24 protein-coding genes, 1 tRNA gene, 1 pseudogene and 1 riboswitch are annotated in these 25559 nt (G+C 64.6%); of the genes and pseudogenes, 18 read left to right on the top strand and 8 right to left on the bottom strand.

Translation table 11 applies throughout. The features are described 5' to 3' along the window. Window positions 1–38 precede the first annotated feature (38 nt). The 3 genes from FR728_RS08805 (at window position 39) to FR728_RS08795 (ending at window position 2960) form a co-directional block, all read left to right on the top strand. Window positions 39–1328 carry a sensor domain-containing diguanylate cyclase gene (locus FR728_RS08805; protein ID WP_149892337.1) on the top strand — a complete coding sequence of 430 codons (1290 nt, stop codon included), beginning with the start codon at window positions 39–41 and terminating at the stop codon, window positions 1326–1328. A gap of 59 nt (window positions 1329–1387) precedes the next feature. Then, window positions 1388–1575, top strand: a riboswitch (FMN riboswitch). A gap of 174 nt (window positions 1576–1749) precedes the next feature. Next, window positions 1750–2631 (top strand): DMT family transporter, encoded by an 882-nt coding sequence (locus FR728_RS08800; protein WP_244304593.1) that lies wholly within the window; start codon window positions 1750–1752, stop codon window positions 2629–2631. Continuing rightward, window positions 2628–2960, top strand: a complete 333-nt coding sequence (locus tag FR728_RS08795; protein ID WP_149892335.1) for an acylphosphatase — start codon at window positions 2628–2630, stop codon at window positions 2958–2960. The genes FR728_RS08800 and FR728_RS08795 overlap by 4 nt, the downstream gene beginning before the upstream one ends. A 42-nt stretch (window positions 2961–3002) precedes the next feature. On the opposite strand, the pseudogene FR728_RS08790 reads toward FR728_RS08795, so the two are convergent. Then, window positions 3003–4814, bottom strand: a pseudogene (locus FR728_RS08790) (methyl-accepting chemotaxis protein); the annotation flags it as partial. Between the two features lie 277 nt (window positions 4815–5091). Then, window positions 5092–5799 (bottom strand): lipoyl(octanoyl) transferase LipB, encoded by a 708-nt coding sequence (gene lipB, locus FR728_RS08785; protein ID WP_149892333.1) that lies wholly within the window; start codon window positions 5797–5799, stop codon window positions 5092–5094. A gap of 154 nt (window positions 5800–5953) precedes the next feature. Here lipB and FR728_RS08780 point away from each other — a divergent pair, with 154 nt between their 5' ends. Both FR728_RS08780 and FR728_RS08775 read left to right on the top strand, forming a co-directional pair. Next, complete coding sequence (locus tag FR728_RS08780; protein ID WP_149892332.1) at window positions 5954–6220, top strand: FliM/FliN family flagellar motor switch protein; 267 nt, start codon at window positions 5954–5956, stop codon at window positions 6218–6220. Window positions 6221–6481: 261 nt separating this feature from the next. After that, window positions 6482–6568: transfer RNA gene (locus FR728_RS08775), tRNA-Leu, on the top strand. Window positions 6569–6687: 119 nt separating this feature from the next. Here the strand turns inward: FR728_RS08775 and FR728_RS08770 are convergent. Further along, a complete protein-coding gene (locus FR728_RS08770) occupies window positions 6688–7923 on the bottom strand; it encodes a sensor domain-containing phosphodiesterase (protein ID WP_188318845.1) in 1236 nt (411 codons plus the stop codon). A gap of 278 nt (window positions 7924–8201) precedes the next feature. Between FR728_RS08770 and FR728_RS08765 the strand changes: the two genes are divergently transcribed. Both FR728_RS08765 and mgtE read left to right on the top strand, forming a co-directional pair. Beyond that, window positions 8202–8582, top strand: a complete 381-nt coding sequence (locus FR728_RS08765) for a hypothetical protein (protein WP_149892330.1) — start codon at window positions 8202–8204, stop codon at window positions 8580–8582. Window positions 8583–8806: 224 nt separating this feature from the next. Beyond that, window positions 8807–10222: a magnesium transporter gene (gene mgtE, locus FR728_RS08760; RefSeq protein ID WP_149892329.1), complete on the top strand. Its 1416-nt coding sequence runs from the start codon at window positions 8807–8809 to the stop codon at window positions 10220–10222. Between the two features lie 36 nt (window positions 10223–10258). On the opposite strand, the gene FR728_RS08755 is transcribed toward mgtE, so the two are convergent. Continuing rightward, window positions 10259–10777, bottom strand: a complete 519-nt coding sequence (locus tag FR728_RS08755) for a MarR family winged helix-turn-helix transcriptional regulator (RefSeq protein ID WP_149892328.1) — start codon at window positions 10775–10777, stop codon at window positions 10259–10261. Between the two features lie 407 nt (window positions 10778–11184). On the opposite strand from FR728_RS08755, the gene FR728_RS08750 reads away from it, so the two are divergent. From FR728_RS08750 to FR728_RS08730, 5 genes are all read left to right on the top strand, one after another. Then, window positions 11185–11610, top strand: coding sequence for an organic hydroperoxide resistance protein (locus tag FR728_RS08750; RefSeq protein ID WP_149892327.1), 426 nt, complete (start codon window positions 11185–11187; stop codon window positions 11608–11610). A 173-nt stretch (window positions 11611–11783) separates the two neighbouring features. Further along, a complete protein-coding gene (locus FR728_RS08745; RefSeq protein WP_149892326.1) occupies window positions 11784–12524 on the top strand; it encodes a GH25 family lysozyme in 741 nt (246 codons plus the stop codon). 18 nt (window positions 12525–12542) lie between these two features. Beyond that, window positions 12543–12953 carry an ACT domain-containing protein gene (locus tag FR728_RS08740; protein WP_149892325.1) on the top strand — a complete coding sequence of 137 codons (411 nt, stop codon included), beginning with the start codon at window positions 12543–12545 and terminating at the stop codon, window positions 12951–12953. 133 nt (window positions 12954–13086) lie between these two features. Beyond that, a complete protein-coding gene (locus FR728_RS08735; RefSeq protein WP_188318844.1) occupies window positions 13087–14331 on the top strand; it encodes a GGDEF domain-containing protein in 1245 nt (414 codons plus the stop codon). Between the two features lie 165 nt (window positions 14332–14496). Then, the gene (locus FR728_RS08730) at window positions 14497–15111 is read left to right on the top strand and encodes an ATP-dependent Clp protease proteolytic subunit (protein WP_149892323.1); all 615 of its coding nucleotides are present in this window, start codon (window positions 14497–14499) and stop codon (window positions 15109–15111) included. 95 nt (window positions 15112–15206) lie between these two features. Here the strand turns inward: FR728_RS08730 and FR728_RS08725 are convergent, their stop codons facing one another. Together FR728_RS08725 and FR728_RS08720 are read right to left on the bottom strand one after the other, a co-directional pair. Then, window positions 15207–15650, bottom strand: a complete 444-nt coding sequence (locus tag FR728_RS08725; protein WP_149892322.1) for a globin family protein — start codon at window positions 15648–15650, stop codon at window positions 15207–15209. Between the two features lie 148 nt (window positions 15651–15798). Next, on the bottom strand, window positions 15799–16413 hold the full coding sequence (locus FR728_RS08720) for a thiamine phosphate synthase (RefSeq protein WP_149892321.1): 615 nt from the start codon (window positions 16411–16413) through the stop codon (window positions 15799–15801). A gap of 83 nt (window positions 16414–16496) precedes the next feature. Here FR728_RS08720 and FR728_RS08715 point away from each other — a divergent pair, with 83 nt between their 5' ends. Further along, the gene (locus FR728_RS08715) at window positions 16497–17297 is read left to right on the top strand and encodes a YdcF family protein (protein ID WP_149892320.1); all 801 of its coding nucleotides are present in this window, start codon (window positions 16497–16499) and stop codon (window positions 17295–17297) included. Window positions 17298–17483: 186 nt separating this feature from the next. After that, entirely contained in the window at window positions 17484–18728 is a 1245-nt protein-coding gene (locus FR728_RS08710; RefSeq protein ID WP_149892319.1) for an adenylate/guanylate cyclase domain-containing protein, read from the top strand. Here FR728_RS08710 and FR728_RS08705 read toward each other — a convergent pair. Next, complete coding sequence (locus tag FR728_RS08705) at window positions 18614–19369, bottom strand: DUF599 domain-containing protein (RefSeq protein ID WP_149892318.1); 756 nt, start codon at window positions 19367–19369, stop codon at window positions 18614–18616. The two genes, FR728_RS08710 and FR728_RS08705, sit on opposite strands and share 115 nt — an antisense overlap. A gap of 783 nt (window positions 19370–20152) precedes the next feature. Between FR728_RS08705 and FR728_RS08700 the strand changes: the two genes are divergently transcribed. From FR728_RS08700 to FR728_RS08690, 3 genes are all read left to right on the top strand, one after another. After that, complete coding sequence (locus FR728_RS08700; protein ID WP_149893055.1) at window positions 20153–20587, top strand: DUF1489 family protein; 435 nt, start codon at window positions 20153–20155, stop codon at window positions 20585–20587. Window positions 20588–20743: 156 nt separating this feature from the next. Beyond that, a complete protein-coding gene (locus tag FR728_RS08695; protein ID WP_149892317.1) occupies window positions 20744–21535 on the top strand; it encodes a VWA domain-containing protein in 792 nt (263 codons plus the stop codon). Continuing rightward, entirely contained in the window at window positions 21532–22239 is a 708-nt protein-coding gene (locus tag FR728_RS08690) for a DnaJ domain-containing protein (RefSeq protein WP_149892316.1), read from the top strand. The genes FR728_RS08695 and FR728_RS08690 overlap by 4 nt, the downstream gene beginning before the upstream one ends. A 39-nt stretch (window positions 22240–22278) precedes the next feature. On the opposite strand, the gene FR728_RS08685 is transcribed toward FR728_RS08690, so the two are convergent. Beyond that, window positions 22279–23826 (bottom strand): D-alanyl-D-alanine carboxypeptidase, encoded by a 1548-nt coding sequence (locus FR728_RS08685; RefSeq protein WP_208998743.1) that lies wholly within the window; start codon window positions 23824–23826, stop codon window positions 22279–22281. 785 nt (window positions 23827–24611) lie between these two features. Between FR728_RS08685 and FR728_RS08680 the strand changes: the two genes are divergently transcribed. Beyond that, complete coding sequence (locus FR728_RS08680; RefSeq protein WP_149892314.1) at window positions 24612–24944, top strand: phasin family protein; 333 nt, start codon at window positions 24612–24614, stop codon at window positions 24942–24944. The last annotated feature ends 615 nt before the right edge of the window (window positions 24945–25559 follow it).

Genomic DNA, 25559 nt, shown 5'->3' with positions numbered 1-25559 from the left:
GCGGGGCATTCTCCGGCACAAGCATCGAGGGCAGGCACGTGAATGATCTTCTCATTCTCAACGAGGACGGCATCGTCGATTTCAGTGACCGGGTGATCGGCTTCATCTGCCGCACGGGTCGCCCGAGTTTCGAGGATCTTGTCGAATACCGGTTCGCCCGGATCGATCCGTCGATGCAGACGGATTTCCTCGCCTGGCGGATCGCCGTTGTCGAGGCCCTGGCGTCGAGCCTCGTCAGCGAGGTGCGCGAGGCGCGCACCCTGCTCGGGGAGGAGTGCCACATCATTGCCTTGTGCCGGCGGAGCGAGGGCTTTCGTGAGCGCGATGCGATGGAGGCAGGAGCCGACGAGGTGCTTTGCGACCCGTCCCAGACCGAAATCCTCAGTGCGCTCCACCGGGCGGAACGCTTTGCCCTGCGTCTCGACCGGATGGAGCTGCGCCTGAGAGAGGCGCAACTGACTCGGGCAGCCGGGCAGGCCGCACTCGATCACCTGCCGACGCCGATCTTCTTCAAGGATCGGGAAGGGGTCTACACCTGGTGCAACCGTCCTTTCGAGGGGGTGCTTGGCCGCCCCGCCCAGGACATCATCGGCCGCTCGGTCTTCGAGATCTCGCCGCCCGATCTCGCCCAGATCTATTACGAGGCCGACGAGGCGCTGATGCAGGCCGGTGGCGTGCAGCAGTATGAGGCGGACGTGAAATACGCCGATGGCGTGATCCGCCGGGTGAGTTTCTACAAGGCGGCCATCGAGGATCCGGTCTCGGGCCGGGTGGTGGGTCTGGCAGGGGCCATGCTCGACATCAGCGAGCGGGTGGAGCTGGCGGCCCGGTTGCAGGAAGCTGCCGAGCGCGATCCCCTCACCGGGGCCTTCAACCGGCGCAAGTTCTTCGAGATCGCGGCCGAGGCCGAGGCGCAGAGCATCGCCGGCGGTGCGCCGTTCTGCGCCATGGTTCTCGACGTGGACCATTTCAAGAAGATCAACGATACCCACGGCCATGCCTGCGGCGACACGATCCTGTGCGAGCTCTCTGCCATTCTGGCGGAAAGCGCCAGCGAGGAAGAGGTTATCGCGCGGGCCGGTGGCGAGGAATTCTACTGCCTGATCCGCGGCGAGGAGCTGGCAGCGTCGCTCGAGGTTTCAGAACGGTTGCGCGAGACCATTGCCGCGCATGCCTTCTTCTTCGAGGGCGAGCAGGTGCCCATCACCGTCAGCATTGGCGTGTCAGAGCATCACCCGGGCGAGCCGGTGAACGAGACGATCCGGAGGGCGGACAAGGCGCTCTACGCGGCCAAGAAGGCCGGGCGAAACAAGGTTTGCGCCGCCTGAGGCGTGCGGCACCTTGTCAGGCGCGGTCGGAGCGTCTAGAACCACTTTCAGTCATACTGAATACTTCTCGGGGCGGGGTGAAATTCCCCACCGGCGGTAACGGGATTTCCCGAAGCCCGCGAGCGCCATTCCTGCCTACCCGGCCCTGGCCCACCCGGCCGAGCGCTGGGGCATGGGACGGGGTGGGTCAGCAGATCCGGTGCAACTCCGGAGCCGACGGTCACAGTCCGGATGAGAGAGAAGCCAGGTGCAGGTTGTCGTGCACGACGGAGGGGCGGGGCTTATGCCGCGGGTTCCTCGCCGTGCGGCGGACCGTGCCGGGCCGTCCCGTTCGAACCGGAAGGGACGCCCCGTGGCGCAGACAAGATCCTCCTTCATTCCCGCGGTCGCCGGGCAGGCGCCGATCCTCTCTGCCGTGCTGATGGTGCTCGCCGGCATGTCCTTTGCCGCCGTCAATGTGGCATTGCAGACGGCCACCATGAAACTCGGCATGGGCTCGGCCTCCGTCGTCTTCTGGCAATATGGGGCAGCGCTCCTGTGCGGTCTGCCCTGGCTGGCACGTCAGGGCCTTGCCAGCCTGCGGACCGGTCTGCTCCGCCTGCATCTCCTGCGCATCGTGCTGGCGGTGGTGGGGGTCCAGCTCTGGGGGGCAGGGCTTGCGCGGGTGGAGATCTGGCAGGCCATCGCGCTTGTCATGAGCTCGCCCTTCTTCGTCATTCTCGGTGCAAGGCTCTTCCTGAAGGAACGGGTGGGTCTGGCGCGGCTTGGCGCGACGCTGGTCGGCTTTGCCGGTGTGGCCGTGATCCTGGAACCCTGGGCGCAAGGGTGGAATGTTGCGGCCCTGCTGCCCGTGGGCGCTGCCGCCTTCTGGGGCGCGGCCTCGCTGATGACCAAGCGCCTGTCCCGTGAGGAACGGCCGGAAACGGTAACCGCCTATCTGCTGCTGCTGCTGACCCCGGTGAACCTTCTGCTGGCGCTGGGCGACGGGCTGGACCTTCCCACCACGCCGCTGGGGATCCTGGCGATTGCCGGGGCGGGCGTCTTTACGGTGACCGCGAACTACTGCCTGACGCTGGCCTATTCCAAGGCCGATGCGACCTATGTGCAGCCCTTCGATCATCTGAAGCTGCCGCTCAACGTGGCCTTCGGCTTCCTCGTCTTCGGCTTTGCGCCGAGCGGAGCCTTCTGGCCGGGCGCGCTGATGATCGTGGCGGCCTCGCTCTATGTGATGCAGGACGAGGCGCGCCGTCAGGGCCGGGTCCCTGTCGGCGGCGCCGAGGCCGCGCGGGACGGGGCGCGATGAGCGAAGAGGGGCATGATCCCACCTTGCCCGGGGATCTGCGGATCCGTGTTCGCGGGCGCGTGCAAGGGGTGGGGTATCGGGAGTGGACCGTTCGTCAGGCCCGTGCGCTGAAGCTCAGGGGCTGGGTGCGCAATCGGCAGGATGGATCGGTCGAGATCCGGGTCGCGGGGGAGGAGGAGAGCCTTCGCGCCTTCGTGTCCCGCCTGCGGGAGGGGCCGGCGCTGGCGCGGGTGACCGATCTGCAAGTGGCGGCGCCGGAGCAGGACGGTCTTGCGGCGCAGACAGCCGACGACCTGCCCCTGATGTTCGAACGCCGCCCCACGGCCTGAGGCAGCGGGACGGCGCAAGTTTTTTGCGAAGCGGCCTGAGGGTCAGGCGGCCCGGATCTTGGAGAAGAAGTCGGCGACCGTGCGGCGCAGGCCTTCCGCCTCATGGGAGAGGCGACCGGCGGTTTCCAGCACCACGTCGGCACCTTCTTCCGTCGAGCGGCTGCCGGTGGCGACTTCCTGCAGGGTTTCCGTCACCGTGCCCGTGCCGTTGGCGACTTCGCTGACATTGCGCGAAATCTCGTTGGTGGCGGCACTCTGCTGTTCCATGGAATGGGCGATCTCGGAGGAGATCTCGCTCATTTCCTCGATCACCTGACCGATCCCCTCGATGGCCTCGGCCGCCTGGGTCGAGACCATCTGCATGGCCTGGATCTGGGTGGCGATTTCCTCGGTGGCCTTGGCGGTCTGGTTGGCCAGCGACTTCACCTCGGAGGCCACCACCGCGAAGCCCTTGCCGGCCTCGCCCGCACGTGCCGCCTCGATGGTGGCGTTGAGCGCGAGCAGGTTGGTCTGGGCCGCGATATCGTTGATCAGGCTGACGATCTGGCTGATCTTGTCGGTGGTTGCCACAAGCGTCTTCACGGTCGTGTCCGTGTGGTGGGCGGCCTCAGAGGCCTTGCCGGAGATGCGGTTGCTTTCCTCCACCCGGCGCAGGATCTCGGCGATCGAGGACGACAGCTCTTCGGAGGCGGCCGCGACCGAGCGCACGTTCGACGAGGTTTCCGCCGAGACGTTGGCGGCTGCATCTGCGTCGCTCAATCCCTTGCGGGAGGTCTCGGACAGGGTGCGCGCGGTGGTCTCCAGGTTTCCTGTGGCCTTGGCCAAGCTGTTGAGCACGGCACCCACATCCCCATCGAAGGCATTCAGCAGGGCATCGACCCGCTCCGTGCGGCGCTGCTTGGCGGTCTGTTCCTGGGACTGGGTCGCTTCCAGCTGGCGGCGGGCAAGGGCATTGGTCTTGAAGACTTCCACCGCGCGGGCAATGGCGCCCACCTCGTCGTGACGCTCCGTGCCGGGAACCTCCGTTTCGAGCGCGGATTCGGCGATGGCTGACATGGCGGTGGTCACCGACCCGAGCGGACGGATCACCAGCTTGCGCATGAGCAAGGCGAGGATGACCACGGTTGCCAGGGTCGCCAGAACGGCGCCGATGGACGCGCGCAGGCGGAAGGCGCCGAGGGAGGCATAGGCCGCGGACCGGTCAAGAGACAGCGCCACATACCAGTTTACCGGCATGTCGGAGATCTGAACGAACTGGACGAGGCGCTCGCTTGTCTGGGTCGAGGCGATCTGAAGGGTCTCGGTCAGGCTGGGGATCTGGCCCACATAGACGTCCGACAGGGTCTTTCCTATCATCGCGGCATCCGGGTGAACCAAGATCTGGCCCTTGTCGTCGACCAGATAGACATATCCCATGCCCCCGAGATCGGCGGAATTGAGCATCGTGACCAGATCGGTGATCTTGAAGTCACCGCCGAAGACGCCGAGCAGGGCGCCGCCGGCGCGCACAGGCGTTGCGGCCGTGACGATCAGCTCGCCGCTGGAAGCATCCGCATAGGGGCTGGTCAGTGTCGCGCTGCCCTTGGCGACGGCGTCCTTGTACCAGGGCCGGGCGCGCGGGTCATAGCCCTCGGGCAGGTCCAGCACCGGCCAGGTGAAGAATCCGCCGGCCTCGTCGCCGAAGTAGCTGGCGTCGAAGGTCCGGTTGAGGACGTCGAGGTTGAAATACTCGTTGGCGACGGTGCCCTCGCGGGCGACAGACTGGGCGCTGAGTTCGGCGAGGAAGAGGCGGCCCTGGAACCAGTTCGAGGTGTTCAGAGCCACGGCCCGGCCGACGCCGGTCATGTAATCCCGGATCTCCTCGGTCTTGGCGTTGCGCAACAGGGTGTCGTTGAACACGGTTGCGCCCGTGAAGGACACGATGATGACGATGGCGGCGGCGGTCAGGATCTTGGCGCCAATGCTCAGTCGCTGGAAGAAACCGGCTTGTTCGGACACGAAAGGGGGCTCCAGATGAAGGTTGTTCTCATCCGGTTCTGTCTTCAAACCCTCAAGGAAACCTGAACTGACGAGGGGTCACTCAAGAAAAACTGCGGCAACTGACGGGAAAAATCACGAATACTGTCAGTTTTTACAAGGTATTTGTGGGGCCGAAGATGCGTTCGAACTCGGTCCGCAGCACCATGTCGTTTTCCGCCATGCTGACCGGAAGCCCCAGATCCACCAGACTGGTCACGCCATGTTCGGAGATGCCGCAGGGCACGATGCCGGAGAAATGGTCGAGATCCGGATCGACGTTGAAGCTGATGCCGTGGAAGGTGACCCACTTGCGCAGGCGGATGCCGATGGCGGCGATCTTGTCTTCCACGGTCGCGCCGCGCTCCGGACGGCGCACCCAGACGCCGACCCGGTCCTCCCGGCGTTCGCCACGCACGTGATAGGACCAGAGCGTGTTGATCACCCAGGCCTCGAGGGCGGCCACGAAGGCGCGCACATCCTGCTCGCGCCGCTTCAGGTCGAGCATGACATAGGCGACCCGCTGACCGGGGCCATGATAGGTGTGCTGTCCGCCGCGCCCGGTGGCAAAGACCGGGAAGCGGTCCGGGTCAACCAGATCCTCGTCGCGGGCGCTGGTGCCGGCGGTGTAGAGGGGGGGGTGTTCGAGCAGCCAGACCCGCTCCCTCATCTCGCCCGCCGCGATGGCCGCGACGCAGCGGTCCATCTCTGCGACCGCGTCCTGATAGGGAACGAGCGTGTCGGAAATGATCCAGTCGACGGGCGGGGTCGGGACCCGCGGCAGAAAGTCAGGGGTCAGGTCGTCTCTTTGTGGAGCGCTCATGGCAAGGTGTCGCTGGCGATTTCTCTGGCCGGTCGGCCGTGTTAGGACTTAAGCTCAGGTTCGGGCCCGCCGAGCGATTCCTGCGCGCAAGACGCAGAGCCTCCGGGCCAGGCGGCAGTCATACTAGCGGCAGTCATACTAGCGAGAGAATGATATGGCCACCTTTGATGAGATCAGCGTCGACATTTCCGTGGTTCTGGGCGCGTCCGAAATGCCGGTGCACCAGCTTCTGCGCATGGGACGCGGTGCGGTAATCGATCTGGACGTGTCGGAGGACGATGACGTCATGGTCTATGCCAACAAAACGCTGGTGGCCAAGGGGCAGGTCGTGCTGCTGGGCGAGCGTATCGGCATCTCGATCACCGAAGTCATGCTGCGTCGTCCGGAAGTGCGTCCGATGCGCACCGACGGGCCGCTCTGAGGTCAGGGCGCGAACAAGTCGCCCGGCTTTGCGGGTGAGACGAGCCCCGCCCTGTGCCGCACATCGAACCGGGCGGGAGAGGGGGCTGTGGATGAAGTTTTCCACCACTGCGAAGCGCCGGAAATCCGGCGCTTTTTTCGTTGTTGCGGCGCATTTTTTTGGGGCCTGTGAATTATTGCGAAATGCGCTCTTGCACTGCCCGGGGGGCTTTGGTACATGACCTCCACGCCGCCAGCGAGCGGCGCTTCTTCACTGATCCAAGCGGTCGTGGCGGAATTGGTAGACGCGCAGCGTTGAGGTCGCTGTGGGGTAAAACCCGTGGAAGTTCGAGTCTTCTCGACCGCACCAATCAGTGAAGAGTGCATCCGGTCCAACCCGGATGACGCACAAAAGAACCGGTCCTCGTGGCCGGTTTTTTTGTGTCCGGATTCCGGGAAGCGTCAGGGGGGCTGGCGGCGGGCCAGCCCTTATGTTCCCGTGGCCGAGAGGGCGGGTGTCTCTGCCAGGACGTTGAAATTCATGGCCTTTAGGATGTCGAGTGGAAGCGGACGGGAGATGAAGTATCCCTGGCCGCGGTCGACACCCATGTCGCGCAGCAGGTCGAACTGGCCCTCGGTCTCGATTCCTTCCGCGAGTATCATGCTGCCCACGGACCGGCCGAAGGCGATGATTGACGCGGCGAGTGCCTGGCGCGCCGGATCCTTCTCGATGTCGAAGACGAGCTCCCGGTCCAGCTTGATCACATCTGGCTTCAGCTTCAGCACGTGGCGGAAGCTGGCGTAGCCCGAGCCGGTGTCGTCGATGGCCAGCCGCAGGCCCTGCCGGCGCAGATCCGCCAGATGGCCGGACAGCTCCGCATAGTCGTCGACCGGGGAATGCTCGGTGAGCTCCAGCGTCACCCGGTGGATCGGGGCGCGTTGCAGGATGGTCCGGGTCTGGGCGTCGAGAACGGCTGCCGGCGACAGGTTGATGGAGAGAAGCAAGGGCTCGGGCAGTGCGGGGATCAGATCAAGTGCGGCTGCCAGGCATTCCAGCTCGAGGGGGATGTCCTGTCCGCTTTCCGCCGCCTGGGCAAACCAGAGATCGGGCGAGCGATAGGGCTCGCGGGTGAAACGCGCCAGCGCCTCCATGCCGATCATCTTGCGGGACTTCAGGTCGACCACCGGCTGCAGGGCAATCGAAAAATCCCGATCCCGGCGGATGGCACGGATTTCGGCCGCCCGCTGGGTCGAGGCCTTCTGCTTCTCCCGGTCGACCGCAACCGCGGTCGAGATCAGCCCCGCCAGCAGCAGCATCATGCGCAGGTCGGAGGTGCCCAGCGACGGGCGGGCCGTGTGGCTGAACGAGCAGAAGGAGCCGTAAAGCTCACCATCTGGCAGAATGATGGGGACCCCTGCATAGGCCCTGATGTTCATGGCCGACGTGACGGCCATGCGCGCGGTCACCGGATGATTGAGCGTGTCGGTGACGATGTTCTCGATCTCGCCGCGCGTCATCTTCTCGCAATAGGAGCCGGAGAGGGGAGCGGAGGCACCGGAGCGCGGGGCAATGGCGCTGCGCGAGTTCACGTGAGTGAAGGTCCGGTTCTCGCCGTCGAAGCGGGAGATGAAGCAGACGTCCATGTCGAAATGGTTGCGCGCGACTTCCAGCACCGTGTCGAAATCGATGTTCATGCCCGTGCTGGCCGCACTGGTGTGAAGCAAGGTTTCAAGGTGCTCGCCGGATTTTCCGCCCGCCTGTTTCATTACCGTCCCGATTTCGTCCACAATCCTGACCCAAGGTCACACTCATAGGGTGAGGGTGCCTCACTTGGTGTTAATCACGAGGCGGCAAGTCGAATCAGCGTTTATGGATCGTGAAAATGCACATGATCGAGGTTGCGAAGCCTGAGCGACATGCTGATGCGGTTGTGGCCATGACGCCTATGGCGCTCCGGCTGTCCACAGGGAGGCCGGCGAGGTCGAAGGGCCTGCGTCTTGGGGTGATCGCGATCGCAGCCTGCGCCGGGGTGATGGTCGCGAGCGCGGGCACGGCGCGGGCCGATCCGGTTGCCCTGTCGCTGGCCATGCGCCTGTCTCCGGAGCGGTTTCCCTCCCTGACCTGCCAGCAGTTGCGCACCCTGGAACGCAAGGTGCTTCGGGCGGGCGGGATTTGCGAGCGCGCGGGCGGTGGCCGTGGCGTGGGGCGGGCAGAGCCCGTGCCCCTGTTGCACCCGGATGGGGCAGGGGGCGGGCCGCGGGTCGGAGGCGTGCGCGTGCGGTGTCTCGGGGAAGATGAGCGGCTGCTGCCGAGGCGGGCGAAGGCCTATCTGAAGGATCTGCGCGAGGCCGCTCGGAACAAGAGCTGCGAGCCCTCCAGATAGGCGGCAGGGCAAGGGGAAGAAGCTTCCGGAAACTTCTCCGGAATTTTCTGCCGCGCTGCTGGCGGGCGGGCTTTGCGAGGGTTTAATCTGTTCGTGGTAGGAACCTTGTGGACGCGACCGGGCCGATCTTGGCAAATCTCCCCGGGGCCGTTTACTCCTCGTCCCGTCAATGCGACGAAGGGTGAGTCGCATGAAGAGTTCCGGGAATGAAGGCAAGGGGCTGAATGGCACATCTTGATCCGATCCAAGACGTCGAGGCCGAAGCTCCGCTGCTGGAGGTCCGGGACGATGAAGGCCGCCTGAACCGGGACTTCATTGCCGCCGTCGAGGAGGCGATCGAAGGTGCTGACGCGGACCGTCTGCTCCATCTCGCCGCCGACCTGCATGAAGCCGACACCGGGGACCTGATCGAGGCCCTGGGCGAAGAGGATCGCGCGTCCTTCGTGCGCCTGCTCGGCGATGAGTTCGACTATACCGCCCTGACCGAAACGGACGAGGCTGTCCGCGTCAAGCTGCTGGAAGCGCTGCCCAACGAGGAGATCGCCTCGGCGCTGGGCGAACTTGATTCCGATGACGCGGTCTACATTCTCGAGGACATGGACGCCGAGGATCAGGCTGAGATCCTGGGCGTGCTGCCCTACGCCGACCGAGCGCAACTTCAGCGCGCCCTCGATTATCCGGAAGACAGCGCCGGCCGCCGCATGCAGGGCGAATTCATCGCCGTGGCGCAGTTCTGGACCGTGGGGCAGACCATCGACTACATGCGCGAGGCGCATGACCTGCCCGACAGTTTCTATGAAATCTATGTGGTCGATCCGTCCTTCAAGCTTCTGGGCGCGGTGGCGCTGGACAAGATCCTGCGCACCCGCCGGGACCAGAAGGTGTCCTCGATCATGGACGAGACCCGCCATGCGGTGCTCGCGACCGAGGATCAGGAAGAGGTCGCCCGTCGCTTCGAACGCTACAACCTGGTTTCTTCCGCTGTTGTGGACGAGACCGACCGGCTTGTCGGGATCCTGACCGTCGATGACATCGTCGACGTGATCCAGGAAGAGGCCGAAGAGGACATGCGCGCCCTGGCCGGGGTGGGGGATGAAGAAATCTCCGACAGCGTGCTGACGACCGCGAAGTCCCGCCTGACCTGGCTGGTGGTCAATCTTGGAACGGCCGTGCTGGCCTCGGCGGTGATCGGTCTCTTCGATCAGACCATCGAGGCGATGGTGGCCCTCGCGGTTCTCATGCCCATCGTCGCCTCCATGGGCGGCAATGCGGGCACGCAGACCATGACGGTCGCCGTGCGCGGTATCGCGACCCAGGAGCTGGGCACGCGCAACCTGCTGCGCGTCCTGCGCAGGGAGGTGATGGTCGGGTTCCTGAACGGAATGGCACTGGCGGTTCTGATCGGCGTCACGGCCTGGGTCTGGTTCCAGAACATTGGCCTGGGCGTCGTGATATCCGGCGCCATCGTCATCAACATGCTGTTTGCCGGGCTTTCCGGGCTTCTCATCCCGGTGGCGCTCGACCGGCTGAAGGTCGATCCGGCCATTGCGTCGAGCGTCTTTGTCACCACGGTAACGGATGTGGTCGGCTTCTTCGCCTTCCTGGGGATCGCCGCGATCTGGTTCGGCCTGCCGTTCTGACGGCAGCGCCGGGCGCTTTTCGCCGCTCCGCCGGTCTCAGCCGCGATCCGGCGACTGGCTTTCCAGAAGATTGTCCCGCAATTCGCTGATACGCTGCTGAAGGTCGATGAGGGCATCGACCGAGATGCCGCTGGCGGCCAGAATGCAGCTGGCGAAGTCATTCGTCTTCTGCTTCAGGGCGTGGCCCTTGCGGGTCAGCTTCACCCGGACCTGACGCTCGTCCTTCTGGCTGCGCTCGCGGCTGACCAGCCCGAGGCTTTCCAGGCGCTTCAGCAGGGGCGTCATGGTGTTGGATTCCAGATGCAGCCGGGCGCCGATGTCGCCGACGAGCTGATCGTTCTTCTCCCACAGCACGACCATCGCCAGATATTGCGGATAGGTCAGGCCGAGGCTTTGCAGCAGGGGCCGGTAAACCCGCGTCATGGCGTGGTTGGCCGAATAGAGCGAGAAGCACAGGAACTGATCGAGCGCCACGCTGCGCGACACGCCGGACGCGGGCGCGCAGGCCAGGTCTGACGGGGCCGCGTCCTGGAGTTCCGGCTCAGCGGCAGTCATGTCGGCGCCATGCGTTTCATCGCGGGGCCCGGCTGTCTTGCGGGGGGCGGGCGTCTTCTTGCGCGCAGGAGCCGCGGCCACGGTCGCAGCCTCTGCCTCCGGGGCCTGATCTGGGGCGTGGGCCTGATCCCGTGGTGCGTCGTCGGCAACCTTTGCGGCTCCGGTCGATTTACGAGACTGCGAGGAGGTCGCGCCTGCGGCCACGCCCATCACATCCAGCAGCGACATCTGTTCCTTCTCGGTCATGGGTTCCGTTTACCCCGAGGCGTTCGCCTTCGCAAGAGATTGACAAGGGACGCGGAGACAAGTATCGCTAGCGAATAAATCGCATGCGATTTAAATGATGCGTTGCGATTTCGAAATGCGCCCGGGCTGTTACCGGGTTGGAAAACCAAGGAGATTTCCTCATGGCCGTGAATGTTCTCTACACCACCAAGGCAAAGGCAACCGGCGGTCGCGATGGTGTGGCCGAGACACTGGACGGAAGCTTCCGCGTCTCTCTGTCCACACCCAAGGAGCTGGGCGGGGCCGGTGGCGCGGGCAACAATCCGGAGCAGCTGTTCGCCGCCGGCTATGCCGCCTGCTTCATTGGCGCGCTGAAATTCGCCGCCGCGCAGGAGAAGAAGCAGCTTCCGGCGGACACGTCTGTCACCTCCGAAGTGGGGATCGGCCCGCGCGAGGAAGGCGGCTTCGGCCTGACCGTGTCGCTGCAGGTCACCGTGCCGGGCATGGACAAGGCGGAAGCCGAGGCTATCGTCGCCAAGGCACATGAGGTCTGCCCCTATTCCAACGCCACCCGCAACAACATCGACGTGGCGCTCTCCGTCGCCTGAGACGGTGAGATGACGGCCTGACGTCCGTCAGCGCTGACGGGAACTGTGGTCAAGAAGAGGCGCGGATTTGCGATCCGCGCCTCTTGCCATTTGTGCCTCTTGCCATTTGTGACCCGGACGGGTGAGTTAGGGGCCGTGCATGGTCAAGGGGATCCCGGTGACGGGAGCCGTCGATGGGTCTCTTTCGGACGTTCTTTCAAAAGCTCTTCAAGGCGTTGTTCTACGGGATCGTCGCGCTGACGCTGGTCTTTTGCGGAGCCGTCGTGTTCTTCATGACCTGGGAGCCGGATCGCGGCACTTATCCCCATCGTGGCCTGCATCTGTCCGAAGCCAATGGTGCGATCGATTTTTCGATGCTGGCCAGGGATGACGTGAGTTTCGTCTATCTCAGGGTCAGTCAGGGGGACGATCGCGCCGACCCCGCCTTTGCCGCCAACTGGGAGGCGGCCAGTCACGCAGGGTTGCCGGTGGGGGGCGCACATGTGCTGTCTCCCTGTGTCCCGGGTGCAGACCAGGCGGGCTTCTTCCTTTCGCGGCTGCCTGCGGGCCAGGACATGCTGGCCCCGGTTCTGGAGCTCGACGGTGGCGCAACGCCTGACTGCCCGGCGCAAGACCCGGCTGACTTCCGGCGGACCATCACTGCGTTCGTGCAGACGGTGGAGCAGGGGACTGGCGGTCAGGTCATCCTTCGGGCATCGGAGGAGGTCTACCGCAGCGTCCTGCGCGGGGCGGGGCTCAACCGGCCCCTGTGGGCGCGGTCCCTGTGGCGCAGCCCGTCTTATGTGCGGGACTGGCGGATCTGGTCCTATCAGTCGCGCGGCGCGGTGCGCGGGATCCTTGGGGATGCGGATCTGAATGTTCTTGCTGCCGGGCTCACGCCGGAGGATCTTCGCCTTCCCACTCCCTCCAACTGACCGCGCGAGGAGCGTCTCATGTCCGGACTGACCGATCTTGCGGCGCTGCTTTCGGGCCTGTCGCCCCGGCTTGATCCGCTCACTTACGAGTTCGTCTGCCGGGCGCCGGACAGGGTCACGAGCCGCGATCTGGAGCGGGCCTTTGCCACCCTGCGCGAGGCGGAAGGCATGACCCTCGTATTACCCCTTACATCGCCGGATGGGGGGCTGGAGGGGCCAGACGCGGGTCTGACCATGCGGCGGATCTGTCTGGAGGTGCATTCGTCCCTCGAAGCAGTCGGATTGACCGCGACGGTCGCAAAAGTTCTTGCGGATCAGGGAATTGCGGCGAACATGCTGGCGGGATTTCATCATGATCACGTCTTTGTTCCCGCAGATCGCGCTGACGAGGCCCTGTCACTTCTGCAGAGGCTGTCGCGGACAGGGTAAGGGCGCGGTTAATTTCGACCCACCGTCTTGTCTCAAACCCGAGGGAGCCGATTATCGGCACATCAAAATCTCTTGGCTATCTCTCCGATCAAACGCCCGGCGCGAGCGGGGCCGTGAACAGGATCGGAAATTCATGGGTCTCGACAATTACACCCTGATCGTCGTTATGGGCAGCATGATCAGCCTGATTGCGGCCGGGCTTTTCGTCATCTGGCTGCAGGACCGGGAAAAGACCGCGCTGCTGCTCTGGGGCGGTGGCATGGCCTTGCGGGTGCCTGCCCTGGCCCTGATGCTGGGACGTGGCACCCTGGAGCCGGTCTACTCGATCACGCTGTCCAACATGCTCTTCATGCTGGCGCTGGGCCTCAGCTGGGCGGGGGCGCGCAGCTGGGCCGAGAAGCGGATCGACGGGATCGTCGTGCTGATGCCTGTGTGCCTGTGGGTGCTCTTTTCCCTCTTCGAGACGCTTTACGCCCACGGTCCGAACCGGGTTCTCGTCTACAGCATGATCACCGGTCTCTTCATGCTGGCAACTGCCGGGGAAGTGCTGCAGGTGCGCGGTTCGTCACGCACCTTGCGCGCGGTCCTGGCGCTGTGCCTTAGCCTTTGTGCTGCACAAAATCTGGTGCGCGGCCTCACGAGTTTCGGCGTGACCTGGGAGGGCAACCTGATCGCAGGCGATCCCTCGCTGCCGATCACGCTTGTCGGCATGATCCTCTTCTGCTTTGCCTCGGCAACGGTCGTGACCGCGCTCTACTGGGAATCCCATCTCCAGGACATCAAGCACGAGGCGATCCGCGATCCGCTGACCGGACTTCTCAACCGGCGCGGCTTCCTGGAGCGCACGGCCGCCGTATCCCGCCGTGACGGCGATCCGACCGTGCTCCTGCTGCTCGACCTCGACCACTTCAAGCGGATCAACGATCGCTACGGTCATCCGACCGGCGATGCGGCGATCTGTCATTTCGCGGCATTCCTGCAGAAGAACCTGCCGGAGACGGCCGTGGTTGCCCGGATCGGCGGAGAAGAGTTTGCCGTCTTCCTGCCTGTGGTGTCGGCCTCGACCGGCGAGCTGATCGGCAGGCGGCTGGTGGAACGGTTGGCCGATCACCCCTTGCGGCACGAAGGGACAAGCCTGTCCCTGACCGTGAGCTGCGGTCTTGCGAGCACCCGGCGGATCGAGACCCGGCTGCATGCGCTGATGAAGACGGCGGACATGGCGCTCTATCAGGCGAAGGACGGGGGCCGGAACAGGCTTTGCGGGCTGGATCATGACAGCGGCGGGCAGGTGAGGGCGAGCGTGGGCCGGGAAACTTCCGCGTCGGCGGAAGCCGGCGAGCCGCTTCGCCAGGGCGCGAGCATCTCGCTCGTTCCATGACCTGTCTTGTGGGCCGGGGGGCTGGCGCATCGTTGCCGAAGTGATAACTGTTTTCCGGCTATCAAGGCGCTTGGAATTTGCGACAAGCTTCCCGATATCCTAAACATGGGAACAGACCCTCCGACGATCCGCGTCGGTCAATGTTCAATGGAGCCTATCCTGCGCATGAAAAACTATTCGACGACCGTTCCGGCCCGACTTGAGGACGATGAGGACGAGAAGACGAAGACCCAGCCGTCGATCCAGGTGGACAAGCATCTGTTCGATGCCCGCACGGTCCTGATCACCGGCCCGGTGACCCAGGAAATGGCCAAGGATGTCTGCTCGCGCCTGCTGGCTCTGTCCCAAGTTTCCAACGACCCCATCACGGTCATCGTGTCCTCGCCCGGCGGCCACGTGGAATCCGGCGACATGATCCACGACACGATCAAGTTCATCGCCCCGGAGGTGCGCATTCTCGGCATGGGCTGGGTCGCCTCCGCCGGCGCGCTGATCTATGTCTCCGTGCCGAAGGAAATGCGGTACTGCACCCCGAACACCCGCTTCCTGCTGCATCAACCGTCCGGTGGCGCCGGCGGCATGGCGACCGACATCGAGATCCAGGCCAAGGAGATCATCAAGATGCGCGATCGCCTGAACCAGATCTTCGCCGATGCGACCGGTCAGCCGATCGAGCGAATCGAGAAGGACACGGATCGCGACTACTGGATGAGCCCGGAAGAAGGGATCGAATACGGTCTCGTGGGCAAGGTCGTGACCAATGTGAGCGAGCTGTCCTGAGGACATCCGCTTTCCGTCATCCGACATGAAAAAAGGCCGGTGCAGGATGCACCGGCCTTTTTGCTTTCAATCGCAGGGGAGAGGCAGGGTCCGCATCAATGTCGTCTGCCACCACGCCGGCGGCGACGGGCCGCGCCGTCGTGTCCGGTGGACAGGTCCTGATCGAAATCGGCGCCGTCGCGACCGGAGAAGGCCGGCAGCACCATGGGGCGCACATATTCGAGGCGCAGGCGCAGTTCCACCTCGTGGCGGGGATCGCCGGTGCGGCCGATCAGCACCGTGACCAGATGGTCGACCAGATGATCGAAGGTCTCGTCGCAATCGCACAGGGGCGAAAGCAGGGTCCGCACGCTGGTGCCTTCATAGACCGGTGCGCCGCCCAGCAGATAGGCGAGGAACTCGCACAGGTCCGACCGGCCTTGGCCTTCCAGCTCACGGGCGTGGGGCCCGAGCACCGGATCCAGGCGCAGGCGGCTGCACAGGCGCGCCAGGCCGTTTTCCAGGGTCTGGCGACCGCCGAGTTCGAGATAAAGCGTCATGGTAGAGTTCCCCCACTTGGATTGCAGGCCGACCGGGCCTGCTGCGTGGGGGTAATGTGGCCGAGATGGGTGACAGTTCCTGTGATGGTCATCACGGTCTTGTGCAATCTTCTCATTCCGGCCCGAAACTCTGAAAGGTCAGAACGGCTTACCCGTCTCCGTCTGACCCATCTGGCCGCGTGGCACGGATCCAGGCCGCACAGCGGGCCTGCGGGTCCGGGTTCTGGAGCACATCGGTGATGACGCAGAGACTGTCGGCCCCGGCGCGGCGCAGGGCAGGCGCCTGCTCCAGACGCAAGCCGCCGATGGCCACCAGCGGACAGGACACGCGGGCCCGCCAGAGGCGAATGCCCTCTTCGCCGAGCGGGGGATAGTCCACCACCTTGCCCCGTGCCGGGAAGACCGGGCCGATGGCCACATAGTCGGGGGAGGCGGCAAGCGCGAGGTCGAGTTCTTCCGGCGTATGGGTCGAGACGCCGAGCCTGAGCCCGGCGCGGCGCAGGGCCGGGAGGTCGGTCTCGGCCAGGTCTTCTTGGCCCAGATGCACCCATTGCGCGCCGAGATCCCGGGCCAGCTCCCAGTGGTCGTTGATGACGAGGGTGATCCCGAGCCGGCCGGCCACGCTCAGCCCCTCGGCAAGGGTTGTTCGCAGGTCGTCCGGCGCCATGTTCTTGACACGCAGCTGGGCGAGTTTCAGACCGGCGGGGGCCAGCGTCTCGAGCCAGCGCGGGTGATCGACAATCAGGTAGAAGGGATCGAGCATGGACGGTCCTTGGGCTGCGGCGGGACGGGCAGGCAAGCTGCGCGCACCGGTCTGACCCGGCATGGAGGGGTTCTGCAAGGGCAATGTTCTATCTTCTCTCGAAAATCGGCTTCTTTTTCCTCAAGCCCAGCAATCTGCTTGCGGCGCTCGCCCTCGTCGGGGTGCTGCTCTCCTTCACGCCCTGGCAAGGGCTTTCGCGGCTGCTGGCAGGGGGCGGTGTGGCCGGTCTTCTGGTGGTCGGCCTGAGCCCGGCCGCCAACTGGCTGATGCAGCCGCTGGAACAGCGCTTTCCCGTGCCCGACCTTCCGGCGCGCGTGGCTGGCATCATCGTGCTTGGCGGATCGATCGACGTGACCGCCTCCGAGGGCCGGGGGACGGTGGCGCTGACCGAGGCAGCCGAACGGCTGACGGTGGTGCCCGCGCTTGCGGCCCGCTATCCGCAGGCTCCGGTCATTCACACGGGCGGGGCGGGCGTGTTCTTCGGGTCTTCCTTCACCGAGGCGGAAGGCGCGCAGCAGCTCTTCGGAGACTTCGGTCTGGCGCCGGAGCGCATCCTGCTGGAAGACAAGGCCCGCAACACGGTTGAAAACGCTGTGTTCACCAAACGGCTCATCGAGACCTTGCCGAAGGGCGATGGACCCTGGATCCTCGTGACCTCCGCCTATCACATGCCACGGTCGGTGGGGGTGTTCCGGCAGGTGGGCTTCCCGTCGATCCTGCCCTATCCGGTGGACTTCCGTGTGCCAGACGGTCGCGGCGCTTCCTCTTTCTTTTCAGGGGTTTCGTCGGGAGCACTGCGGTTCGACACGGCGTTTCGGGAATGGATCGGCCTGGCCGTCTACGGGCTGACGGGCAAGACTTCCGCGCTGTTTCCCGCGCCCTGAGGGCTAGGCGGCAAGATCTGGCAGGGGGCCGCAGCCCGGGTCAGGTCCGGGCGCAGGAAAGGGCGCAGGCGCGGCTTCCGGGGGGCTTCCAGGGACCGTCAGGCACAAGCTCGTGATCCGCAGCCTGTTGGCAAAAGGGCCGCCAGACCCAATATTGGGACCGGGTTGATAGAAGGGACAGAGACCATGGTGCTTGAGGCGCCTCTCATTTCCGCTGAAATCGTCCAGTGGCTCTATGCGGAGGCGCTGGGCAAACAGGATACGCTCCAGCTGATTGCGGAGCTCGGGGTGCGCCTGCGTGAGGGCGGCGTGCCGGTGGACCGGGTGACGACCGCGATCAATCTGCTGCATCCCAGCGTGCGCGCGGAAGGGGCTGTCTGGACCACGGACGGAACCCACGAGCTGCGCCGCTATCTGGCCGAGGAAGAGCTGGATGACCGCTACCTGCGCTCGCCGCTCAAGGTCGTCTATGAGGAGGAGCGCAGCGTCCGCTGCCGCATCCGTCCCGACGACACGTCCGACCCTTACGGGATCATCACGGACCTCAGGGCTGAGGGCTATACCGACTACATCGCCATGCCCATGAACTTCTCCGACGGGACCATCAAGTCGGTCACCTATGCCACCAAGGCGCCGGGCGGGTTCTTCGACACTCATCTGGCGGTGTTCGAATCCATCATCCGGCCGCTGGCGGTGGTCTGCGAGATGAGCACCCTGCGGCGCACGGCAGAGACGCTGCTCGACACCTATGTGGGGCCGCGGGCCGGCAGCCGGGTGCTGCATGGCACGGTGAAGCGCGGGGAGGGGGAGTGGATCTCCGCCATCGTGTCCTTCGCCGATCTGCGCGGCTTCACGCGTCTGTCCAACACCCTGCCGCCCGACAAGCTGATCGCCTTCCTGAACCGCTATTTCGGCGCCATGGCCAATGCGGTGGAGGAACACGGCGGTGAGGTGCTGAAATTCATCGGCGACGAGGTGATGGCGATCTTCCCCTATGGTGGCGATGTCGACCCGCGGGAAGCGGCCATGCGGGCGCTCAAGGCGGCCCGCCAGACCAAGAAGGCCATAGAGGGCATCAACACCAGCAATTGCTGCATGGAGACGCCCGACATGCGCGTCGGCATTGCCCTGCACGCCGGCGACGTGTTCTTCGGCAATGTGGGCAGCGATCACCGGCTCGACTTCACGGTCATCGGTCCGGTCGTGAACCTGGCGGCCCGCATCGCGGAGCTTGCCAAGGATCTGGACACGGATGTGCTGGTGTCGGATGCGATTGCCGACCTGATGGGCTGCCGCGCCGGGCTCTTCGGCCAGTATCAGGTGAAGGGGTTCGACGAGCCGGTGTCGGTGTTTGCCCCATCCTTCGTTTCCAGCGACAGCAATACCTGGTGCCCGGAAAGCACCGCATCGCGCGAGCGCGAGGCAAACTGACGGCGCAGCAGTACCGCCACGACCATCAAGGTGGTGCCGAGGAAGGCCAGCGGACCGGCGAACCAGCCGAGGAAGGCGATGGCGAAGAACAGGGCCCGCTGACCCCGGTTGAAATGCTTACCCGCCAGGATATTCATGTCGGCGGCCCGGTCGGCAAGGCTCAGGATCATCTCCCGCGGGGCCTTCTCGGCCTCCGGGATCGACCCCATCATGATCGAGCAATAGTTGAAGAGCCGGTAGGCCCAGCCGAACTTGAAGAAGCCGTAGGCCAGGATGAGCATGAGCCCCAGCACCTTGATCTCCCACAGGGCGCGGCTCTGCTCGACGGGGATCGACAGGTCGCCGGCCACCTGAAGGATCTGTTCCGTGCTGTCGAGGAGGGCGAAGCTGCCGCCGATCGCCAGCAGGGACGAGGAGGCGAAGAAGGCCGTGCCCTGCTGCAGGCCGGAGATGATGGCCGTGTCCATGATGCGGACATTGCGACCCGACATTGTGTGGAACCAGGTGCGGCGGTAGAGCTCCATTGCCTTGGACAGGGTGCGGTGGCGCCAGGGGCTGGTGTCGATCAGCCAGTTGAAGCCGAACCAGGCCACCAGGAACCAGGCGGCTGCGGCGAAATCCAGCGGGCTCATCGATGTCATGCAATCCGTCCTGTCTGTCCGCTCCCCGGATGGTCCGCAAGGCCTGCCGCGGGAGGAGCTCTTTCGTGAATCTTCGAAGTCTGGTCTTTTTAAACGAGGAGCTTGCGTTAGGGAGCCCCTGTCAGTAGTAACAATTACCTGTGCACACCCACTGGTGTCGACTAAGGACTAAGCGTCTGTTCTGTCTCGAGGAACGCGCTGACCTGCGAATTGTGCAGGTCTGGACCCTCACTTTTGCACTTGCGAAGACGTTAGGGATCCATTAATTCATTGCCCCATTGAGGACACATTCAAAAGCGCTCGAAGCGTCGTGTCCTCGACCGTTATCAAGGGGTTCCATGGACGAAAATGCACCGAAGTCCTGCTGGGCCGTAACCGTCTGGACGGTTGTTGCCCTGGGAAGCGCTTTCGCCTTGCTTGTTCTCTTCAACGATGTTGAAGGTGCCCAGCAGGCGATGGCCGTGGCAGGCTAAGGAACAGGCCTCTTCCGAAGGGAAGACGCCGCTTCTGAACCGGTCCCATGACCCGCCGGGCGGCCCGAACCGCCAGCCCAGGCATCCGGTGGTTCACCCACCGAAGAACAGGGTCAAGACGGAGTGTTCGAAAGGGCGTTGTCCGGCCGCATGGCAGGGCAGCGCCCTTTTCCATTTCAGGAATATGTGTCTCGCCGTCTGAACGCTTCTTGAGAAGCCTCGCGCGCTCGTGTTCGCTCTCCTGTGCATAAGCCGGTGTCTCGTGGGCTGGTGCGGTTGACCGGCGGGCTCCATGCCTTACCTCAGGGGCATGAGCCTGAACCTGGTCAAACTCTGCGTCGGCGCGGACAGCGTGGAAAGCCTGCAAGCCTGGATCGATTTCCGGCTGGAGCAGCAGCGCATGGTCGGCGGCGAACCGGAACAGATCCACACGACCCGCATGATCCCGACCCGCCGTGACGAGCTGCTCGACGGCGGCTCCCTCTATTGGGTGATCAAGGGCCGCATTCAGGTGCGTCAGCATCTCCTCGACATTCGTCCCTTCACCGATGCGGCAGGCGTCAAGCGCTGCGATCTGGTGCTGGAACCGCGTCTGATCCTGACCCAGTTCCAGCCCAAGCGCCCGTTCCAGGGATGGCGATACCTCAAGCCCGAGGAAGCGCCCCAGGATCTGCGCGGGGCGCGTGAGGACGCGGCCATGCCCGAGGACATGCGGCGCGAACTGGCCGAGCTCTGCCTGCTCTGAGCTGCAGGCCCCGCGGGTCCGCCTCTTCGATTTCCATCTCATCCTGTCTGCCCGGATGCCAAACTCGGTTCACACGGTCTTGCAATGGCCGGGGGCGACCGCATCTAATGGCCAGAGCGACAAGAGGCTTTCCATCGGAACAGGGCAGGGAGCGAGATGAGCGACACCAGGCGACCGGCGAAGACGGCTCTCCAGCCCGGCGGTCTCACAGCACCGGCCAGCGGTGGTCCGGTCTCCTCTGCCGAGGACATCAGCCGGTTCCTGCATTCGGTCGAGGACACCCGATCCGTGGCCGTGCCGGAGGCGAACCGTCCGCGCGGTCGGCTCATCTTCGCGCTGGATGCGACCATGAGTCGGCAAGCGACCTGGGACCGGGCGCAGCATATCCAGTCGGAAATGTTCGAGGCGGCAGCCCGCCTGACCGGGCTGGAGATCAAGCTGGTCTATTTCCGTGGTTTTGGAGAATGCCGGGCTTCGCGCTGGATGGTGCGCGCCGATGATCTGGGGCGGGCCATGTCCGGCATCTCCTGCGCCGGCGGCCGGACCCAGATCGGCAAGGTACTGAAATCCGCGCTGGATGCGGCACGCGAGGCACCGGTGCAGGCCCTCGTCTATGTGGGCGACTGCATGGAGGAGGATATCGACCAGCTCTGTGCCCGGGCCGGGGAACTTGGACTGCTGAGGGTGCCCCTGTTCCTGTTTCAGGAGGGGGATGACCCGGTGGCGCGGCAGGCGTTTGCGGAACTGGCCCGGTTGAGCGGCGGCGCCCATTGCGCCTTCACCAGCGGATCGGCGGCGGAGCTTGCCGCCCTGCTGCGGGCCGTCGCCGTCTATGCGTCGGGCGGGCGCGAAGAGCTTCGGCGGCTGGAGGCTGGAGGTGGCGCCGGTGCGCAAGGGGCGCGGGCCCTGCTGGCGCGGCTGCCGCGAAATGAGGGACGTTCGGAATGATCTATTTTCTGGCCGGTCTCGGCCTTTTTGCCGTGCTGATCCTATGTGCGCAGCGCTTCGTCCGGGCCAATCCGGCGGATCTGGCGCGCGGGCTCAAGCTTGTGGCGGGGATCGTCTGTCTGGTGGCGGCCGCCGGTCTGGGAATTGCCGGGCGGCTGGTGCTGGCCTTGCCGTTGGGGGCCTTCGGCCTGTCGCTTCTGGGCCTGTCCAGGCTCTCGCGCGGGACGGCGGGGCGCGCGGGGCAACCGCGCGGGGGGCAGGTCTCCCGGGTGCGCAGTGCGCTTGTGGAGATGGAGCTGGACCATGATACGGGCCGGATCGGCGGCGGGGTCCTGGCGGGAGAGCTGTCGGGGCGGGACCTCGACAGCCTGTCGCGGGATGAGCTCGAGGCGCTCTGGCGCATGGCGCAGGCCGATGCGCAAAGCCTCTCCCTAGTCGAAGCTTACCTCGACCGCCGGCTTGCCGGCTGGCGTGTAGACTTCGAGGCGGATGGAGCAGATCGGGAGCGAGGCCCGTCGCGCCCGGGCGCCATGACAGATCAGGAGGCCTACGAGGTCCTGGGGCTTGCGCCCGGCGCCGGGGACGCGGAAATTCGAGCCGCGTTTCACCGGCTGATGAAGCGCATGCACCCCGACAGAGGCGGTTCCGCTTTCCTGGCTGCTAAGCTCAACGAGGCTAAGGATCGGCTTCTCGGAAGACATTGATGGCACCCTCACGCGAGACTGGAACGGGGCTGGACGGCCTTACTGATAGATCGCATAGCAGGCGACTTTGGACCGCTTGAGCGTCTTGCACGCGGCCCATGCCTGGGACTTGCTGTCGAAGCCGGCGAAGCGGGCGCGGTAGAGCGTCTGCCCGCCGCTTGCCACTTCCTCGGTGACCGGAACGGTTCCGCGCAGGGCGGGGCCGTGGGTGGCCTGAACCTTCTTCAGCATCTTGATGGCCCCGCTTTCGCTCTCGGCAGCTGCAATCTGGATCTGCCAGGAGGGCTGTTCGGCGGGGCTGTTGTTGGTGGCAACCGTGTCGGTGTCGCCGGAGGTGTCGCCTTCATCCTCGATCGCCGCCGGCGGAATCGGGGCCGGAACCAGGGAGGCAACAGCGACCGGCTGGGCGGGCGCCGCGCCGGACTGGACGGCGACCCGGGTCAGGGTCGCGGCGGCCGGAACGGCTGCGGTCACACCGGTGTCGGCGGCCGGGTTGGCGCCGGGCACGGGCGGCAGGGCAAGGCCGGCCACTTCGAAGCTCGAATCAAGCCGGGTCTGAACGGCCTGGGGCGGAACCGGAACGGTGCCGGTCAGGATGGCGGCAGGGTCGACCTGGGACGGCGCCGGTTCGGCAAGGGCCAGGACCATCGGACCACTGCTGTCGGCGGTGCCCAGGTCAGGCTTGAAGCCCGGCAGCGGCACGTTGGAGAGGGCGGCGGTCACGGCAGTCTCGACCGGCGCGGTGGAGGCCATGATCGGTTCGCGGGTGCGCGAGCCCTTGCTGGCCTTCGGCAGGTAGGCGTTGATCAGCTCCACCATCTGGGCGTCGCGGGCCCGGCCCGTCGTTCCCCCCATGACCACGGCCACGATGTGACGGCCGTCGCGCTCGACATTGGTGACGAGGTTGAAACCGGACGCGCGGGTGTAGCCGGTCTTGATGCCGTCGACACCCTTCACCCGGCCAAGCAGCTTGTTGTGGTTGCCATAGCGGGCGCCGCGATAGGTGAACACGCGGGTGTCGAAATAGGTGTAGTAGCGCGGGAAGCGGTCCTGCAGGGCCTGGCCCAACGTCGCCATGTCGCGCGCGGTCGTGTACTGCTGGTCATTCGGCAGGCCGTGCGGATTGCGGAAGACTGTGTTCTTCATGCCGATCTGGCGGGCCGTGCGGGTCATGCGCTTGGCGAATTCGACCTCGGAGCCGCCGATGTTCTCGGCAACGGTCGCCGCCACGTCATTGGCAGACTTGGTCACAAGCGCCAGGATCGCATCCTCGACCGCAATGGTCGAGCCGGGCTTCAGGCCGAGCTTTGAGGGCGGCCGTCCGGCAGCGTATTTCGACACTTTCAGCGGGGTCTTGAGGGAGAGGCGTCCGGCCTCCAGCTCCTCGAAGACGACGTAAAGGGTCATCATCTTGGTCAGGCTGGCCGGATAGCGCTTGCTGTCGGCCGAATTGGCGTAGAGGGTCTTGCCCGTCTTGGCGTCGACCACGATGCCGGCATATTTCGAATTTGCCTGGGCGACACCCGTCCCCAGCGCCATGAGGCCGGAGAGCGCAAGGGCGCCAACTGTGTGTCTCACTCGGATCATACCGCGAAAAATACGCATACCTAACTCTGACTTGCCTGGTGCGAGGTTTGGGCTCTGGACAACGCAGCATCGCAGGAGGGCGAAAAAGCGGCGTTGCCCGAACATCACGTCCTCCGATTTCATGCAAACGCGGTTACGAACTGGTAAAGGCGCGTGAGGGTTTTGCGAAAAAATATTCGCGAAGAATTAGTATTAACGTCGATTAAGATCGGTGGCGTTGTAATTTTTCAGTTTTTAAATTCGCATAATCACAATACTTCTTAAGTTTATTGTTTTTTCTGGAATTTATTTTGATTAATAGTCTGTTACAGCGACCGTGATTTGGCTTTAGATTCGTGTTCTTATTGTTGTCTTATTGATTTTTCTCGCGGGTGACTGTTCGCGGTGAGAGAGGCGGGCGCGTGTTGGTTCAGCCTCGTCCATTCCTGCGGCTTTGTGGTGACGGGGCGTCCGATCCCGGAAACCGGCGAGCGTGGGGTTGCAGGGCAGGGCGCTGCCTCGGTCGCACGCTTTTCGCCGGATCGGCCATCCCCCTCCGCCGGTCGTCGGCGAGAGAATGAGGTGCTGAAGCATTTCTGCCCCTAGGTCAGATTTTTATATTGCAGCGCGAAAGTCGCCTTGACATTTCTTGTGCACTGCATCATCTTTCGCGGCAGGGCAGGGCAGGGATTGGACGCAGGGGCATCCGATCGATCGGGACGGGTCCGGTCAGACCAGCAACGGGCTGGCACGACCTGCTTGAATTCGCCAAGGGGCGCATCAACACCAAGGATCGAGGCCAGATTATGCTGAACAATTTTGAGGGAATCCAGAAGATGGGCAAGGACAACATGGACATTGCAATGGAAAGCCTGAGCGCGATGACCAAGGGCGTCCAGGCCATCGCTGCCGAAATGGCCGACTACCAGAAGAAGTCCTTCGAAGAGGGCTCTGCCGTGGTCGAAAAGATGGTTGCCTCCAAGTCCCTGGAAACCGCCTTCGAAACCCAGACCGAATATTTCAAGAGTGCCTATGAAGGCATGATGAGCGAAATGACCAAGCTGGGCGAAATGTACACCGAGCTGTCCAAGGACGCCTACAAGCCGTTCGAAGCCATGATGGCCAAGGCCGGCAAGTAAGTCCGGGCTCCCGCTGGTCCTTCGGGATCTGCGGTCTCAGGTTCAAGGGTCTCCGCAGCCCTCTCGTCCCTGCTCCTCGTGAGCCGGGGCAAGGGTCGGCGCGGAGGCCTTTTTGCATTTCCGGCGGGGATTCTCGGTCGCTCATGAGGGCGATCCGCGCCGGTCGGGTCAAACGGGGGCAGCGCTCCCGTATGACGAGGAGGGCGGCGTCAGGCTTTGTCTGCCCGCGATGATCCCCGTCTGTGCAACTGTGAGCATGGCCGTCTGGCGACCGTCCGGGTGACTGGCTGCGTGAACGTCTGGGGACGATCACCTTAAATTTTATCCTTTCCTCCGCCTCTCCCCTTTACCTTGGCGGGATTGCTTCCCAAGTTAACCTCTGTAACCATCCCAGCCGGGGTCTCCGGCGGAAGCGCAATCCTTTCGGCGTCGTCGGCTCGAGCCTTGGCCGCGTGTCGAGGCTGATGCCGCACCGAAAGGCGATCGCCGGTGCCGCGAGACCCGTGCGCTTCAAGCTGCATCCCGAGATGCGCTGCTGACTGGTCGGACGCTTGTTTCGACTTCCCTAACCGAGGCTGGTCATGGCCCGGGACTTGCCGCGATGTGACTTTCACA

Origin of the sequence: Roseibium aestuarii (genome assembly GCF_008477545.1) — a bacterium.
Classification (GTDB): Bacteria; Pseudomonadota; Alphaproteobacteria; order Rhizobiales; family Stappiaceae; genus Roseibium; species Roseibium aestuarii.
This window is presented reverse-complemented; position numbering and strand designations above follow the sequence as displayed.